The sequence below is a fragment of the Streptomyces sp. NPDC003300 genome, assembly GCF_040610915.1.
GTDB lineage: Bacteria > Actinomycetota > Actinomycetes > Streptomycetales > Streptomycetaceae > Actinacidiphila.
The window spans coordinates 1-16,460 of the sequence record NZ_JBEXNE010000054.1; the positions used below are offsets into that span (position 1 = coordinate 1).

Below are 16,460 nucleotides of genomic sequence, written 5' to 3' on the forward strand. Positions count from 1 at the left end.
GTTGCGGGTGGGGGGGGGGGGTGCCCGGGCGGGCGGGGGGCCGGGGTGGGGGGGGGGGGGGGGCGGCGGGGGGGGGGTGGGGGCGGGGCCGGGGGGGGGGGGGGGCCGCCCCCCCCCCCACGGCCCGGCCCCGCCGTCCCCCGGTTGTTCGGGGTTCGACGGGGCCGGGTTCTGTCGCGGCCGGGCCGCGATGGGCCGAGCCCTCTTGCGGCCGGGCCCTGTTGGGAGCGGTCGCCGGGTGGGCGGCTCAGCCCACGGCGGTGACCGTGCCCGCGCCGACCGTGCGCCCGCCCTCGCGGATCGCGAAGCCGAGACCCGGCTCCAGCGGGAGCGGGCGGCCCAGCTCGACGCTGATGTCGGCGGTGTCGCCGGGTAGCGCCATGCCGCCCGGCCCGCCGAAGTCGACGTCGCCGACCACGTCCGCGGTGCGGATGTAGAACTGCGGCCGGTAGCCGGTGGAGACCGGCGTGTGCCGGCCGCCCTCGGCCGCGGGCACCATGAAGACCGTCGCCGTGAACCGCGTGTGGGTGGCCACGCTGTCCGGCGCCGCGACGATGTCGCCGCGCCGCACCTGGGCGCGCTGCACACCGCGCAGCAGCAGCGCCACGTTGTCACCCGCCTGCGCGGACTCCATCGGCTTGCCGAAGGTCTCCAGACCGGTCACCACACTCACCAGCGGCCCGTCGCCGTGCCCCTCGCCGTACACCTCGACGCGGTCGCCCGGCCGTACGGTCCCTCGCTCGACCGCGCCCGTCACGACGGTGCCGCGCCCGGTGATGGTGAGCACGTTCTCCACCGACAGCAGGAACGGCGCCTCGGTGTAGCGCACCGGGACCGGCACGTGCGTGTCGACCGCGTCGAGCAGCGCCTCGATCGCGGCGGTCCACCGCGGGTCGCCGTCGAGCGCGCGCAGCCCGGAGACGCGCACGACGGGCAGCGTGTCGCCCGGGTACCCGTGGGCGGTGAGCAGTTCGCGCACCTCCAGCTCGACCAGGTCGGCCAGCTCCGGGTCCCCCGCGTCCGCCTTGTTCAGCGCGACGACGATGTGCCGGACACCGACCTGCTTGGCGAGCAGGACGTGCTCCGCGGTCTGCGGCATCACGCCGTCCAGCGCGGAGACGACCAGGATCGCGCCGTCGAGCTGCGCGGCGCCGGTGATCATGTTCTTCACGTAGTCGGCGTGCCCCGGCATGTCCACGTGCGCGTAGTGCCGGGTGTCGGTCTCGTACTCGACGTGCGCGATGGTGATGGTGATCCCGCGGGCCGCCTCCTCCGGGGCCCGGTCGATCCGGTCGAACGGCACGAAGGTGCCGGTCCCGCGGTCGGCCAGGACCTTGGTGATGGCGGCGGTGAGGGTGGTCTTGCCGTGGTCGACGTGACCCATGGTGCCGATGTTGAGGTGGGGCTTGGTGCGCACGTAGTTCTGCTTGGACATGACGGACGTCGTCTCTTCTCTTCCTCTGACGGAGTTGTCTGACGCGGCCGGACCCCATGAGCCGGACCGACCCTCCCCCTGCGGGGTCCGCCGGATGACTGTCCGGGGAGGGTCAGCGTCGTGCGCCGTCGAAGAAGGTGTCCCGTGCGCTCCGGGCAGCCTTCGTCGGCGCGACCGCTGCTGCGGTGGCGTCTGCGAGGAAGGTGAGCCGGAACATGCGGTGATCATCCCTGCCGGGTCGGTGGTACGTCCAAAGGTTTTCCGTCGCCTTCCGGGGAGGCGTGGCGTGATGGTCGACACGACTTCACCCGGTGGTGACGTATGCGAAGCAACCGCGTGCGAGAATTTGTTCCGCGAAGGAACTTAGAAGGTGCCGGGCACCGCCGCGAGCCCGAGCGCGGCACTCACGATGTCCGCCCGCACGAACCCGGCGTGCACGAACCCGGCGTGCACGAACCCTCCCCGTACGAACCCGGCGCCTTCGGGCCCCGAACCCCGAAGCCCGAACACTTCAGAAGGATGCTGCTCCATGCCCCTGGCCATACTCGCTCTGGCGGTGAGCGCCTTCGGCATCGGCACGACCGAATTCGTGATGATGGGCCTGCTGCCCAACGTCGCTGACGACCTGGGCACATCGGTGCCCACCGCGGGCTATCTCGTCTCCGCCTACGCCCTCGGCGTCGTGCTCGGCGCGCCCCTGCTCACCGCGCTCGGCTCCCGCGTCCCGCGCAAGCGGATGCTCCTGCTGCTGATGGCGCTCTTCACGCTCGGCAACGCGGCCTCCGCCGTGGCCCCCGGCTACAGCACCCTGCTCGTGGGCCGCTTCCTGGCGGGCCTGCCGCACGGTGCCTTCTTCGGTGTCGGCGCCGTCGTCGCGGCCCGGATGGTGAGCGAGGACCGCAGGGCGCGGGCGGTGGCCGCGATGTTCCTCGGCCTGACGATCGCCAACATCGTCGGCGTGCCGGCCGCGACCGCGCTCGGCCAGAGTCTCGGCTGGCGCGCGACCTTCCTCGTGGTGTCCGTGATCGGCCTGATCGCGCTGGGCTCGCTCGCGCTGCTGATCCCGCGTCTGCCCACCGACGAACACGTGGGAGTGGCCCAGGAGTTCCGCGCCCTGCGCGAGCCGCAGGTGCTGCTCGGCCTGCTCACCGCCGTGTTCGGCTTCGCCGGGATCTTCGCCGTCTACAGCTATCTCGCGTCGATGATGACCGAGGTCACCGGCTACGCCGACTCCTCCGTCACGTGGCTGCTCGCCCTCTTCGGCGTCGGCATGACGCTGGGCACGCTCGCCGCGGGCCCCCTCACCGACCGGGCCCTGCGGCCGACGCTGTACTTCTCGCTCGGCGCCCTGGCCGTCGTCCTCTTCGGCTTCCACTACGCGGCCGAGTCCAAGGTCGCCGCCCCGATCGGGGTGGTCGTGCTCGGCGCCGTCGGCTTCCTCACCACCACGCCGATCCAGATGCTGGTCATGAACAAGGCCCGCCAGGCCCCGACCCTGGCCTCCGCCTCCAACCACTCCGCGTTCAACCTCGCCAACGCCGGCGGCGCCTGGCTCGGCGGCGTCGCCATCTCGGTCGGCTGGGGCTGGACCTCCCCCGCCCTGGTCGGCGCGGTCCTCGCCGCCGCCGGACTCGGCATCGCCGTGACCGCCGGCGTCCTCGACCGCCGCACGCCCCACGCCGCCTCCCCTGTCGTCACCGGCAGCGGCCCGCAGCTTCAGAAGGCGGAGGGCGACGGGGAGTTGACGGTGGCGGACACGGTGTGACGCGGGGGCCGCGCGGAGTTCGACGGTCTTCCGCCGGACTCCGCCCTCGACCCGTACGACGTGCGCCACGCACCCGTCCCCGGCCCGTACGGCGTGCGCCACGCACCCGTCCCCGGCCGTAGACGTGTCGCGGCGCCCCGCCCCCGCCGTGGGGCACATCGACAGGCGCCATCTGCCGCCCGTCTCGATTACGCTGCCTGAATGCTCGACCGCTTCCCGCGAGTCCCGGTCTCCGCTCCGTACGGGGCGGCCGTCCGTCTTTCGCGCGTACTGCTCTCCCCGTGGGCGCGGTTCGCGCTGCTGATCCTGCTGTTGGCGGGCGCGGGGGCCGCCGTACTGGCATGGCAGCCGCAGCATCTGCTGACGCACGGCCTGCCGCGTACATCGGGCACGATGGCGGTCGTCCTCTTCGCGCTCGCGTACGGCGTGTGCACGGTCGCGTTCGTCCCGCGACCGCTGCTCAACGCCGCTGCCGGGGCGCTCTACGGCATCCACGCCGGGCTGCCCGCCGCCATAGCAGGGACCGTGCTGGGCGCGGGTCTCGCGTTTCTGCTCGGGCGGCTGCTCGGCCGCGACGCCGTACGGCCCTTCCTGCGCGGGCGGATCGCGCTCTCGCTCGACCGGCAGCTCAGCAGGCACGGCTTCCGCAGCACACTCGCGCTGCGGCTCTTCCCCGGTGTGCCCTTCGCCGCCGCCAACTACGCGGCGGCCGTCTCCCGTATCCGGCTGCTGCCCTTCCTCACCGCCACGGCGGCGGGCAGCGCGGCGAACACCGCCGCCTACGTGGTCGCGGGCAGCCGCGCCGCCTCCCCGACCTCGCCGGTCTTCCTGCTGGCCCTCGGTTTCCTGGGCGTCACGGGTGTGGCGGCGGCCATGGTGGCCCGCCGCACCCGCTCGGCGCGCGCGGCCGACCCGGATTCCGCCGAGCCCTCGGACTCCTCCGAGACGGTCGCCGAAGCGGTCACATCCCCGGACCGGACCAGTCCGCCAGCGGAATCCGCTTGATCTCCAGGATCTCGCCGAGCGTCCCCCACTCGTCCTTGCCCAGCCGTGACAGCGGGCGCAGTTTCCGTACGTCCGGGTGCCCGTCGTCCATCACCGCCTCCGAGACGGCCGCGTGCACGACCCGCCCGAACACCACCGTCGAGTCCCCCAGCCGGACCGTGCTGTGCAGCTCGCACTCCAGCGCCACCGGCGAGGCCGCCACCCGCGGCGGCTTGACCCTCAGGCTCGGCTCCCGCGCGATCCCCACCGCGTCGAACTCACTCGTCCCCCGCGGGAAGTCCGTCGCCGTCGCGTTGATCTGCTCGAACAGATGCTCCGGCGCCAGGCTCACCACGAACTGCCCGGTCTCCTCGATGTTCCGCACCGAGTCCTTCCGCCCCACCGACGTGAACTGCACCACCGGCGGACTCACGCACGCCACCGTGAAGAAGCTGTGCGGTGCCAGATTGTCCGTGCCCGCCGCCGACGTCGTCGACACCCAGGCGATCGGCCGGGGTACAACGACCGAGGTCAGAAGCTTGTAGAAGACGTTCCGTTCAACCTGGCCGGGATCAATGTCGATGCGCATGGTCATCAGTATCCATGCGCCCCCCACCGATCCCCACGCCGGATCGCGGCTTCTTCTCAGATGGGAGATGCAAGCCAGCATTCCAGTAGCCCGGCCCTGAGCGTCGAGGCCCGGCCTGATGGTGCCCTCTACCGAACAGATCGCCGACCCCGATCACCCGAATCTGCGACCGGTCTCCGACCGCAACGGTTTTCGCGCCGTTCCGCGCGACCTCGGCCAGGGGCTCACCATTGCGACCTGTCCACGACGAAGAGGGCCAACACCGGCCAGACTTGCGCCGGGTGCCTGCAACGCCTTGCCGACGTTGCAGACTTCCCGGCCGGGAGGCGAGCAGTCGCTCAACTGTCTCCCATCGCCGGAATCGAGTGACGTCCCCGTTGCACTCCTGCGCGAACCCTGTTTTTCCAGCCAGTCTGGGGAAGAGTCCCGACGTCAGAATGTTCATAATAAAATAGGTTCACTGAGGTGCGCTCGGTATTGATCCCAGACTGTGCCGAGGAAAATCGTGGCGATGACACTGGTCGATCATCTGGGAGGCGGGTTGACCTTTACTGGTTGCTTTCGCCGCCGCCTAAGCGGCTTTCAACACGCGACCAACTTTCAACAGGCGGGTCACAAAAAAAGCTGGTCGATTTCCTCGGCCCAGTGCCACCATCATCGTGTAAGGCTTCCCGGTGGACCGGCCGCCACTACTGAGAACAGAGAAGGCCGCAGGCTGGTGGCCGTGGGGTACCGGACGGTTGCGAAAGGTCGTCTGTCGGCGTTCTCGGTTGCGCTGATCCGGGATTACCTCGCTGCCCGACAGCACGTCCGGTACTGCCACCCCGAGGGAGACACAACATGTCCCGCTCTGCCGTGACTTCTCAATGTTTTCGTATCGAGCCTGCCGTCCTGTTCGGCTACCGTCAGGTCTGCGTCGCGCACCTGCAAACGTGGCGGCTCTACACCATCTGGTATCCCGGGCTGGTCGGGCTGTCCGGAGCCTGCTTAACCGGAGATGCCGCTCCTGCCGGCCTGGTGTGTGCCTGGCTGGGACCGACCGCCGCCTGGATCGCCGCTCATTACCTAGGCGATTTCCTCGACCGGGAACTGGACGCCCACGCCAAGCCAGGCCGCCCCATCCCATCCGGGCGCATCGCTGAGCAGGCCGCGCTCGCCAGCGCAGGACTGGGGCTATTGGCCTTCAGCGGCACCGCTGTGGTGCTGGGCGCGCGCGAACTCCTGCCCGCTGGTGCGATCGGTGCGGGGATTTTTCTGTACAGCGGCGCGTTGAAAGCGCGAGGGCTGGCCGGAAACCTGGTCCGCGGCTGCCTGACTGCGGCGGCATTCGTCTTTGGGGCGCTCGCCCCGCCAGGCCACCCGGACTGGCGGCTCGTCATCCCACTCGCCCTCGCATTCCTGTCTCATGACACCGCCTCGAACCTGGTTGGCACTCTGCGCGACATTGACGGCGATCGGTCCGGCGGCTATCGCACCTTTCCCGTGCGCTATGGCGCTGGGCCCGCTCTCACTGTGGCCGCAGCCAGCTACTCGGTGGCGCTCTCCATCGGGTGGGCAGTGGAACTGCTTGCCAGGCCCAGGCACCACCTGCTGTTCGGCAGTCTCGTAGCTGCCGCGACCGTCATGGGTGCGCTCGGATTTTGGCGCTTGCACCGCCGCCGCGGAGCTCTGGACCAGGCGACTGCTCTGCGTGGCCATGAGGTGCTGGTACTGGAACGCCTGGTGCTCACTAGCGCCGTACTCGCCATCGGCATCGGCTGGTGGTGCCTGCCAGCGCTCGCGCTGCTGCTCACTCTGAGCGGGCTCACCCAGCAACGCATGCGCGCGGCCTACGAACAACCCCAGTCGGCTGGTCCGACGCAGGGACAGCACACCAGCCCGTAGGAGTGAACCGTGTTCGCAATCCTGGTCGTCGCCGCCGGAATCGGCTGGACCGCGACCTACGTCCAGATCATCCAGCACGGCGTCCGCGACCGCGTCTACGGCATGCCACTGGCAGCGCTGTGCGCGAACATCTCCTGGGAGTTCATCTTCGCGTTCGTCCACCCCTACCCGCACCTACTGCGCCCCGTCACCGTCGTCTGGTTCTGCGTCGACCTGATTCTGGTGTACCAGGCCCTCAAGTTCGGGCCTGCGCAGTTCCCCTCCCTGAAACGCGGAATCTTCTACGCGATGTTCGCCCTGACCATGGCGTCCACCTATCTGAGTGTTCTGCTGCTGAGCAGCGAACTCGGCGACCGTTGGGGGGCCTACGCCGCCTTCGGCCAGAACCTGGCCATGTCCGTACTGTTCCTGACCATGCTCCACCACCGCGGCACCCTGGCCGGCCAGTCCCTGGGAATCGCGGTCACCAAACTGCTCGGTACGGTCCCCGCCTCGCTGGCGTTCTCCCTCTACCGGCGCCCCTACAGCGACTCCTCGCTGATCCACTTCCTGTGTGCCGCGATCTTCGTGTTCGACCTGCTCTACGTTCTCGCCGTGCGCGATGCCGTCCGCTCCCGCAGGACAGCGGGCGCCGGCGTACCAACGGCCCGTGCCGGTGCCGAGGCGCTGCCCGGTCAGGAGGCCACCAAGTGGCTGTGATCCGCGACATCGTCCACCACATGCTCAGGGAATGGGGGATGACGACCATCTTCGGCAACCCCGGCTCCACCGAACTCGGATTCCTGCAGGACTTCCCCAGCGACCTCAACTACGTCCTGACCCTGCACGAAGCCGTCGCCGTCCATGCCGCCCACGGCCATGCCCTGGCCACAGGTCGGCCGGCACTGGTGAACCTCCACAGCGGCCCTGGCCTCGGCAACGCGATGGGTGCCATCCTCGCAGCCAAGGCTGGCCGAGCGCCCCTGGTCATCACCGCCGGCCAGCAGAGCCGACGCCTCGTCACCATGGAAGCGCTGCTCACCAACGCCGATGCCACCACGCTGCCCCGGCCGGCGGTCAAGTGGGCCTTCGAACCGCCTCGCCCGCAGGACGTCCCGGCCGCCCTGGCCCGCGCCCGGCACCTGGCGATGCAGCCTCCCCAAGGGCCGGTGTTCTTGTCCCTGCCCGCGGACGACTGGGATGTCGAGGGCGAAGACCCGGCCCCGCTCACCGGCCGCCGTATCAGTGCGCGGTCCGTTCCCGCCCCGGGCACCCTCGCCGCCCTGACCGACCGCCTCGACCGGGCCAGACGACCCGTGCTCGTTCTGGGCTCCGGCCTGGACTCCGAGGCGGGGCGCGCCAGCGCCGTCCATCTTGCCGAACGCACCCGAACACCGGTGTGGACTGCGCCTTCCCAAGGGCGCAGTCCGTTCCCCGAAGACCACCCCCACTATCAGGGCGTCCTCCGCCCCGCCGCGCCGCTCCTGTGCCAGGCACTCGCCGAACACGACCTGATCCTGGTCGTCGGAGCCCCGGTTTTCCGCCATTACTTGGACCTGCCCGGCCCCCTCATCCCCCCGGGCAGTGAACTGGTCCTGCTCACCGACGATCCAGACGAGGCCGCCCGCGCCCCGGTAGGTGACGCCGTACTGGCCGATCCGGCCCTCACCCTCACCGCCCTGGCCGATCTGGCCGCCCCGGGCGGCCACCGGCCCCTGGTCCCGAGACGCCCCGCCGCAGCTCCACCCACCGACCGGGCCGACCAGATCCTTGACTGCCTGGCCCACCTGTCCCCCGACACCGTCATCGTCAACGAGTCCCCCTCCACCCTCGACACCTTCTGGAACCGTGTCACCATCCGCCGCGCTGGCGGCTACTACACCAGCCCCGACGGCGGCCTCGGCTTCGGCCTCGCCGCAGCTGTCGGCATCCAACTCGCCGACCCCACCCGCCCGGTGGTCGCCGTGATCGGCGACGGATCGGCCCAGTACTCCATCACCGCCCTATGGACCGCCGCCGCTCTTCGGCTCCCGCTGACCGTCCTTGTCCTGCGCAACGATCGCTACGCCGTCCTGGACTGGTACGCCCAGCTCACCGGCCGAAAAATGGTCCCTGGACTGACCATTCCGGGCCTGGACCACCTGTCCTTGGCCCGTGGCTACGGAGCCACCGCGCATCAGGTCGTCGACCTCGCGGCCCTGCCCGCCCTACTGCACCATCCAGTGTCCGAAAAGCGTCCGAAGGTTCTCGTCGCCGACCTGTGACGACCCGGTCCTCCTCCAGCCGAGCGACCCCACCCCGCGAACGACGGTGGGGAGGAGAGCCGTGGACGTTCAACGCCGCGGAACATTCAACGCCTCCGGTTCGGGCGACGCATGGCGCTCCCGTCCGAGGCTGTGCATTGATGGTCTCCTGAATCCTGGCTCCGGACACCGTCGCGGCAGAAATAGAGCGCCGGGAGGGAGCTTCACGCGATACGACCGGCATCCCGAACTCCTTGGAGAGAGGATGGTTGAGCTGTGTTGTCGGACTCACCAGGGACAACGTCAGCAGAAGGCAGCACGACCGACAGCCCGGACGGACGTACCTACACGGAGGCCGGGCCTCTCGAACGCACCTCCTGGGATTCTCGGCTGACCTGCAATGTCGTCGATCCCTCCGTGCCGCTGCGGATGCACGGCTACGGCGTCTTCGGCGACCTCGCGCGGCACTATCGCTTCTCCGAACTGGCATTCCTCGCCTGGCGCGGAGAACTGCCTGCCGAGTCGGAGGCCGTCGCGATGGAGACCGCGTGGACGTTGCTGATGCCCGTCCCGCTGACCGACGCGGGCGCGCATGCGGCACTGCTGGCGCGCATTACGGCGTGCCCACCGGCTCAGGTGCTGTCGGTCGCGGCGATCACGCTAGCCGAATCGGCTCAAGGGGTGCTCGACGAGCACACGGCGTGGCTGGAGTGGCTGAGGGGTCCCGAGGACACGCCGCCCGCGGCCTACGCCGCCAGCACACCGGACGACCAAGCCGCTTGGGAGGCCGTGCCCGCCGACGCGAAGACCCTCCTTCCCGGCCCGAGATCCTTCGTTCCGACCGTCACGGCGGGCGCGCTGGCCCTGCTGTTCTGCTGCGGACTGCGGGATCCGCAGGAACTGATCACCTCGATCGTCATGGCTCAACTGCCCGCAGTCACCGCTGAGGTACTACGCCACTCGGCGACCGAAATGCTGCGCTACCCCATCAACCTGCCACCCGTCCGCTATGTCCCGGAGTCCGAAGGCAATGGCTGAGACCTTTGATGAAGCCAGGAACGTTGATGAGATCAGAACAGCGATCGGCAGGTTCGGCTGGGGTGACAACCACTTGGCCGGTTACGCGGTCGCCGGTGACCTCGCCGGTTCCACGTCCGTCTGGAGTCTGATGTCGCTGGTGTTCGGGCACCGCAAGCTGACGGACGCGGAGAGCTCGATGCTCGACGACCTCGCCGCGTCGTCCGCTCTCGCGGATCCGCGGATCTGGCCGCTCAAGGCGGGCCGCATCGCGGCGTCCTGGGGCAATCCGACGGCAGGGTTCGCCGCGTCCGTCCTTGCCGCCACAGGTGTGGCCGGCCCGGGCACCTCCCGGCTCTGCGCACAGATGCTGCTCGATCTGCGCAGCCGGCTGAGTGCCGCGGAGGGAGTGAGCCTGCCCACCGCAGTGGGTGAACTGCTGGAGCGCAACCCCCGGCTGCCGGGTTTCGGAGTGCCGCTGCGACCCGCGGACGAACGTGTGCTGGCGTTCCAGCAGTGCGTCCGAGTCCGCCAATGGCCGGTCGGCACCTACCAGTTGCTGGTCTACGACGTCGAGGCCGAGCTGTCCCGGAGGAGGAAGACGGCAGTGAACATCGGCGGCCTCGGCATCGCCGTCCTGCTCGACCTCGGCTTCGCGGCCGACACCGCTGCCGTGATGATGATGCTGATCATTCAGCCGTCCTTCATCGGCAACGCCGTCGAGGGCGCCGCACAGCAGGCCCCTGTCCTGCGTTCTCTGCCGCACTCCGCCCTGCGCTACCGGGGAGTCGCCCCCCGGACGAGTCCACGCCACCGCGACGCCGAACACGACGATAGGACCTTCCGTGGCTGACGTGTCCGACCAGGCAGAAGCCTCCGCCCCCGCACGGCCGGCCGACCTTCGCCCAGCCTCCCCGGACGGCACCGCCTCCACACTCGCGCAGGGCGTGGTGATGATGCTCCGGGCACTGGGTGTCAAAGAGACGTTCGGTGTCTCCGGAGGAGGCATCGTCTACATGTGGGATGCCCTCTCCGCCTCCGGCGTCCCCACCTATCACTGCCGGCACGAGACAGGCGCCCTCTTCGCGGCATGTGAGGCGAGCATCGCCGCCGACCGTCCGGTCGCTGTGTTCGTCACCACGGGACCAGGTCTGACCAACAGTCTCACCGGCTTGATGGCGGCGCGTTACGAGGGCGCGAAGGTGCTGCTGATCAGCGGCTACACCGATCCTGCCTATGTCGGCCGATTCCCCATCCAGGAAACGAGCCCTCTGTCCCTGCCACCGCAGACGCTGCACACGCCCAACCAGACGGTCCAGGGAGTCACCATCCTCGACAGCCCGCAATCTCTGGCCGGCGTATGGGAGGCGTGCGCGGCAGGCTTCGCCCGGTCCACCGGCTATGTGCACCATCTCGCCCTGACCGTTCCAGCCCAGCGCGGTCACCTTCCCGTGCCGCTGTCCGCTCCTCCGCGTGCCACCGCTGCGGACACACCGGCTCTTGACCAGGCGCTCCTCTCCCGGCTGGCCGCCGGTCGGTGCGCGCTGTGGGTCGGCTGGGGCGCGCGCCGGGCAGCAGCGGCCGTCGCCGAACTCTCCGAACGTCTCGACGCGCCGGTGATGTCCACTCCCCGCGGCAAGGGCATCTTCCCCGAGGCAGGTCCCCGATACCTGGGCGTGACCGGACTGGGGGGCGATCCCGAGGTCGCCGACGCACTGCGGCGCCACGACCCGGATTTCGTGATCGCGCTGGGCAGCAGGCTTGGCGACGGGGCCTCCTGCTACGACGAGGCGTATCTCGCCCGAGCCCAGCTCATCCAGGTCGACCTCGCTCCCGACGACCTGCCTCACGTCTACCCGGCCGACCGGCTCATCCGTGTAGAGGCTGATGTCGCCGCCTTCGCGTACGCGCTCGTGGAAGCGGCGCCCGCCATGTGCGCGCCGCCCACCAATACGCATCACACCGGCGGCCCCGCACCGGGGCACACTCCCTCAGCCCCACCGCCGCGAACAGAGCGCCTCGTGCACCCACGCCGGCTCCTGCACGAGATCCAGAGCCGGTTCGTCGACCGGGGCGACCTCGTGATGGGGGACAACGGCAACGCGTTCGCCTGGGGGAACCGCTACCTGCGCTTCTCCCGCCCGGGGCAGTGGCGTGTGAGCAACCTCTACCTGGGCTCCATGGGGCACTTCGCCTGCGGAGCGGTCGGCGCGGCCCTTGCCACCGGCAGACGCGCCGTCGCCCTGGTGGGAGACGGGGCCATGCTGATGCAGAACGAGGTCAGCACCGCGGTCCAGTACAACGCGTCCGTCGTGTGGATCGTCCTCAACGACGCGAGTTACGGTATGTGCAGACAGGGAACGAAAGCTCTCGGCCTGCCTTACGCCGACTCCTCGCTCCCCATGACCGACTTCGCCCAGTACGCCGAAGCCCTCGGCGCCCGCGGTATCCGCGTCACCGCCCCGGAGGCTCTGCACGACGCCCTGCGGGAAGCCGCAACCGTCCAGGGCCCATGTGTTGTCGACGTATTGATCGACCCCGAAGCACTCGCTCCCACTCAGCGACGCTTCGCCGGGCTCAAACACGTCCCCTCCGCCGGTCTTCGTCACTGACTCTAGCGGCGCGCCCTTCGAAGCCCCTGGATCCGTTCGGCCGCCCCTTCCCGCCCTGCCGGCGTTCTCGGCCGGCGGGTCGGCGAGAACGGCCCGCCGGTATCGGCCGCACTGCCGGTGTGCGGATCCGACCCGCGTTTCCGGGAACCGGGCAGTGGCCGCAGGGCCATTCCGGCGAGCCGCCGACCGCGAAGTAGACCTGGGAGCGCCGGCTCCACATCGGACCCGTCCTCGCCGGATCCGACGACGATCTCCTCGCCGCCCTCAGCGCTTTCGCGCTCCCGCTGGACGTGGCCTTCCCGTTCCGGACGACCTGCTCGGCATTACGGTGAATCGACCGGCGGGGCGTCGCTGGCGAACGCCTATGAGTGGCTCCGGTTGAGGACTTCTCGCGCTACGGGCTGCTGCCTGAAGGGCCGCAGTCGTGACCGCATCTCAGCCAGCGCGGAGGCGATCCGACCTGACCGCAAGTGGGCCTGGTCATCAAGGAAGAGGTGCCAGGCCGCGCATGCCTGTTCGAGGTGCCCTTGGTCGAGTTGCAGCCCGCCGAGCCGCGCATTGATCAGGGCACGTGCTCGGCGTTCGTCCGCAGGCCGTTGCCTCAGCGAGGAGGTAAGTTCCCGGATGGCCCGGGCGGGCTCGCCCGCGTAGGCGAATGTCTCCGCGCTCTGGTGTGCGAAGGCGGCGGCGTGGAAGTCATCGATCGTTCCCGTGCTCAATGGGCCTCGGGCAAAGATCTGTTCAGCCCGGCGCAGTTCCGCGAAGGCCTTGCGGCGCTGGCCGTTCGCCGCCAGGGTGAGTGCCCACTGGGAGGTAAGCAGTACGGCTTGCCCCGGCGGGAGGTCTGTGCTGTGCCGAGCTGCGGCCTCAGCGATGTCCAGTGCCAGAGACCGATGGCCCAAATGCAGAGCCTGGATGCTCATCGCCCGCAGGACGGTCGTATAAGTGCGCAGGTCCGCTGACGCGGCCGCCATGCGAACGGCAGTCTGGTAATACGACTGCCCTATTCCGTTCATGTTGTCGTCGAAGTGCATGTACCCGGCGAGATAGGTGAGTCGGGAGGCGGTGCGCAGAAAACGGTCGCGGCGTCCCGGAGGCATCCTCAGGACTAACCGCGGCGTGATGTCGACGGCCAAGTAGGAGGATAGGGCTTGGCGGGCCGCTCCCCCGCCGAAAGCCGTGTCGATCCGGGCGAAGACGGGAAGCATCAACTCCGTGGCTGGCACCGAGGTGGGCTCGGCCTCCCGGGCGTGCGGTACCGATGGCGCCAGTGGTACAGCGAAGTTTCCCTCGGCCGCGTCCAGTTCAAGGAGGGTCGTGTAGACGCTGGAATCCGCGAGTTCTTTCGTGGGCGGGCGAGCCAGCCGCACCAAGGACAGGCCGAGGTCGTCCGACTGGCGGGTGGCGACCGGAGCGTTACCGTTCAGAAGGCCGGTGTCCGCAGCAGTGACCTGCCGTCCCAGTGCGCGAGAGAGGACCTCGGCCACCAGGGAAGGCACCGGTTCCGGAGGACGAGTTCCGGAAAGCCAGTGCGAGACGGACGTACGGTCGTAGTGCAGGGCCAAGCCGACTTCGCCGCCTGCCTGGTTGACGGCCCTGGACAAATGTCCGGCTGTCATGTTCGCCTCGCGTAAGAGAGCTCGCAGCCGCACGTTGGGCAATCGCCCCACTGAGATGCATCCCCTCTCTTTTCTGCCTTTAGGGGGAACAGAACACATACCCGCCAGAACCTCCGTCAGCACCCCGGGATGTCCCGGTCCGCCCCGGCTGCACCACGTGATGAACACATTGCGCGGGCAGCCGCACGCCCCACCCATGCGGTACACACCGGCACGCCGGGGCCCAGAGGACCAGCTGACGGTCAGCCGCTCTCCGTGTCGCCCCGGTCCACGAGGGTGGTCGTAACCTGTCGGGTCACGGCCGACGGCCCCAGACCCGTCAATGCCCGCAGCGTGTCGGCCATGAGAGCGGGGCTGACTCCAGGGGCCGCGACGATGCCGACCGCGGCGGCTCCCGCCAGCCACGCGGGCCTCACCTCTGCACTGCGAGCTGCCCCGTACGCCCGCACACCGGAATTCCTCAGGCTGGCCAGAGTGGGGGAGTTTTGGCGTCCCAGGACCAGGACGGCATCGCTGGATGCGGCCAGTCTGAGCAGGGCGTGCTCCCGATCGCTGGCGGCGTGGCAGTACGTGGTCGGGTCCTGGGGCAGCACATGACCCAGTGCGCCCCGCACCGCCTCGGCGACCATCCGGTTCCGCTCGCCTGGGGTCCCCGGCGCGGTCACCACCGCCACACGGCCGGGGGCCTCCACCCGGATGTCTCCTGCTTCGGCGACATCGTGCACCGTCCGGACCGCGTCGGGAGCCTGCCCGACCATGCCGGGCAGCACGGCACTGTCCCGAGGTCCGATGAGAAGGACGCTTTCGCCGTGCGCGGCGAATCTGCGGATCTCGGCCTGGGCGGCCGTCACCAGCGGACAGGTCGCATCGATAACACGCAGCCCCTGGCGGACCAGGGAGGCTCGCACAGTTGGGGCCACGCCAGCCGGCCCGATCACCACACGGGTGCCCGCCGCCACTCGGTCGAGTTCGTCCGTCGACAACGCGGAATGTTCTTCATCACCGGCACCGGCTGAATAGTGCGGCATCGTGCCGGCCAGAATTCGCACCTGGCCGCCACCGGCCGACAAGGCCCCGTCCAGCAGAGCCTGGGCGCGCACGGCACCCCAGCACAAAGGATCACCTTCCGCGACCACGAACTGGCGAGTCCGCATCACAGCCCGCCAGGAAGCCAGCGCCCTCTGCAACGCGATCGAGGCCCCACCAGAAGGAGCCGCCCCTGCCAACCCTGCCGCCTGCCGGTCACGTTGCAAGTAGGACAGCACCTGGACTCCTGCCGCAGCATGACCGGCCCCGTCCGGGAAGCTCGACAGAAGCGGAGGAGGTTCGTCCTCATAACGCACAGACCAGCCTTCCCGCTGGAGAGCCCCTCCCAGGAACTCCGCCGCCCGGCAATGGACGAGCCCCCGGACGGGGTGACGGACCGTCGCGAAGACGGTGATCTCCTCCCGGCTTTCCAGGCCAGCCGCTACCTGCCAGTGCTCCGTCCTGCACGACCTCTGCATGTCTCGGCAGCCCTTTCCATCGGCACACTCCCGTCGCACCGGACCACGCCTCCGCCGAACCACACAACGGCGACAAACATAACGAACGGCGCGTTTCCTACTGCGTACTCGTGCCCTGCCCGAGGCACAAATATTGCCCGCCTCCGCATATGCCAATTGGATTCACCCATTCGTGTCACGCCCGACCCGCCGCCTCCTCAGCTGCGATCTCTGAGCCCGCCCCGGACAGCAGCGATGCCCAGCCGGGGAACGGCTCCAGCGGCTCCGACGCTGCGAAGAAGGTCACCGCCGAAAGCGGCACATCATGGTGGACACGCTCGGGTTGCTGCTGACCGTGATGGTCACGGCGGCAACAGTCACCGACCGCGAGTCCGGGCGCGCAGGCTGCTGGAGCGGACGTTCGCGGGCCTGATGCGCTCGCGCTGCCCTGGCCCGAGACTACGAACGGCGCACCGACAGCGCCCTGGCGATGACCACGGTCATGCCGCCGCCTCGGGCTGGCAGGGACGCTGAACGTCTCCGGCCTGTCCTCGGCCAGCCAACCACATGCGGCCAGACGCACGGCGTTCGAACGCAAGCCCTCGACCTTCACCGGAACCGGTTCAAGCCTGCGGCGGGACTGCGCCCCAACCTACGACCACGACATCTACAGCGACCAGGTCAGCGCACGTGGCATCGTGCCCGCGATCGCCCGTCGCGGCACCCTGCACGGCACCGGACTGGGCACCTACCGCTAAAGGTTGTTGCAGAAGGGTGGGTGTGGGCGGGTTGGTGTGGCGGTTGGCCTGCTGGTGTCATCCTGTCTGGGCGAGGTTGTGCATGGTGGCG

Annotated in this window: 12 protein-coding genes and 2 pseudogenes; 10 read left to right on the top strand and 4 right to left on the bottom strand. The window is 69.5% G+C overall.

From position 1 onward, the window contains the following. Positions 1-247: 247 nt before the first annotated feature. Positions 248-1,435 carry an elongation factor Tu gene (gene tuf / locus ABZX65_RS36070; RefSeq protein ID WP_355350244.1) on the bottom strand — a complete coding sequence of 396 codons (1,188 nt, stop codon included), beginning with the start codon at positions 1,433-1,435 and terminating at the stop codon, positions 248-250. A 529-nt stretch (positions 1,436-1,964) separates the two neighbouring features. Here tuf and ABZX65_RS36075 point away from each other — a divergent pair. Continuing rightward, a complete protein-coding gene (locus ABZX65_RS36075; protein ID WP_355350247.1) occupies positions 1,965-3,200 on the top strand; it encodes an MFS transporter in 1,236 nt (411 codons plus the stop codon). A gap of 201 nt (positions 3,201-3,401) precedes the next feature. Continuing rightward, positions 3,402-4,205 (top strand): VTT domain-containing protein, encoded by an 804-nt coding sequence (locus ABZX65_RS36080; RefSeq protein ID WP_355350249.1) that lies wholly within the window; start codon positions 3,402-3,404, stop codon positions 4,203-4,205. Here the strand turns inward: ABZX65_RS36080 and ABZX65_RS36085 are convergent. Continuing rightward, complete coding sequence (locus ABZX65_RS36085; RefSeq protein ID WP_355350251.1) at positions 4,162-4,773, bottom strand: flavin reductase family protein; 612 nt, start codon at positions 4,771-4,773, stop codon at positions 4,162-4,164. The genes ABZX65_RS36080 and ABZX65_RS36085 overlap by 44 nt on opposite strands. A gap of 840 nt (positions 4,774-5,613) precedes the next feature. On the opposite strand from ABZX65_RS36085, the gene ABZX65_RS36090 reads away from it, so the two are divergent. The 6 genes from ABZX65_RS36090 to ABZX65_RS36115 all read left to right on the top strand — a co-directional run bounded on the left by ABZX65_RS36090 (position 5,614) and on the right by ABZX65_RS36115 (position 12,508). After that, on the top strand, positions 5,614-6,657 hold the full coding sequence (locus ABZX65_RS36090; protein ID WP_355350254.1) for a UbiA family prenyltransferase: 1,044 nt from the start codon (positions 5,614-5,616) through the stop codon (positions 6,655-6,657). A 9-nt stretch (positions 6,658-6,666) separates the two neighbouring features. Further along, complete coding sequence (locus ABZX65_RS36095) at positions 6,667-7,356, top strand: hypothetical protein (protein WP_355350257.1); 690 nt, start codon at positions 6,667-6,669, stop codon at positions 7,354-7,356. Then, positions 7,347-8,900: a benzoylformate decarboxylase gene (gene mdlC, locus ABZX65_RS36100; RefSeq protein WP_355350260.1), complete on the top strand. Its 1,554-nt coding sequence runs from the start codon at positions 7,347-7,349 to the stop codon at positions 8,898-8,900. The genes ABZX65_RS36095 and mdlC overlap by 10 nt, the downstream gene beginning before the upstream one ends. A 255-nt stretch (positions 8,901-9,155) precedes the next feature. After that, entirely contained in the window at positions 9,156-9,917 is a 762-nt protein-coding gene (locus tag ABZX65_RS36105; RefSeq protein ID WP_355350263.1) for a hypothetical protein, read from the top strand. Further along, the gene (locus ABZX65_RS36110; RefSeq protein ID WP_355350266.1) at positions 9,910-10,749 is read left to right on the top strand and encodes a hypothetical protein; all 840 of its coding nucleotides are present in this window, start codon (positions 9,910-9,912) and stop codon (positions 10,747-10,749) included. Before ABZX65_RS36105 ends, ABZX65_RS36110 begins: the two co-directional genes overlap by 8 nt. Before the next feature lies 1 nt (position 10,750). Beyond that, positions 10,751-12,508 (top strand): thiamine pyrophosphate-binding protein, encoded by a 1,758-nt coding sequence (locus ABZX65_RS36115; protein WP_355350269.1) that lies wholly within the window; start codon positions 10,751-10,753, stop codon positions 12,506-12,508. Positions 12,509-12,870: 362 nt separating this feature from the next. Here ABZX65_RS36115 and ABZX65_RS36120 read toward each other — a convergent pair whose 3' ends face one another. Continuing rightward, entirely contained in the window at positions 12,871-13,995 is a 1,125-nt protein-coding gene (locus ABZX65_RS36120) for a hypothetical protein (protein WP_355350272.1), read from the bottom strand. A gap of 374 nt (positions 13,996-14,369) precedes the next feature. Further along, on the bottom strand, positions 14,370-15,392 hold the full coding sequence (locus ABZX65_RS36125) for a hypothetical protein (protein WP_355350275.1): 1,023 nt from the start codon (positions 15,390-15,392) through the stop codon (positions 14,370-14,372). Between the two features lie 500 nt (positions 15,393-15,892). Here ABZX65_RS36125 and ABZX65_RS36130 point away from each other — a divergent pair. Together ABZX65_RS36130 and ABZX65_RS36135 are read left to right on the top strand one after the other, a co-directional pair. Beyond that, positions 15,893-16,002 (top strand): annotated as a pseudogene (locus tag ABZX65_RS36130) (IS5/IS1182 family transposase); the annotation flags it as partial. Positions 16,003-16,264: 262 nt separating this feature from the next. Beyond that, positions 16,265-16,357, top strand: a pseudogene (locus ABZX65_RS36135) (IS5/IS1182 family transposase); the annotation flags it as partial. Positions 16,358-16,460 lie beyond the last annotated feature (103 nt).

Coding starts and splice junctions, on each gene's coding strand:
- tuf (WP_355350244.1), bottom strand. CDS start 1,435: ATGTCCAAGCAGAACTACGTGCGCACCAAGCCCCACCTCAACATCGGC.
- ABZX65_RS36075 (WP_355350247.1), top strand. CDS start 1,965: ATGCCCCTGGCCATACTCGCTCTGGCGGTGAGCGCCTTCGGCATCGGC.
- ABZX65_RS36080 (WP_355350249.1), top strand. CDS start 3,402: ATGCTCGACCGCTTCCCGCGAGTCCCGGTCTCCGCTCCGTACGGGGCG.
- ABZX65_RS36085 (WP_355350251.1), bottom strand. CDS start 4,773: ATGCGCATCGACATTGATCCCGGCCAGGTTGAACGGAACGTCTTCTAC.
- ABZX65_RS36090 (WP_355350254.1), top strand. CDS start 5,614: ATGTCCCGCTCTGCCGTGACTTCTCAATGTTTTCGTATCGAGCCTGCC.
- ABZX65_RS36110 (WP_355350266.1), top strand. CDS start 9,910: ATGGCTGAGACCTTTGATGAAGCCAGGAACGTTGATGAGATCAGAACA.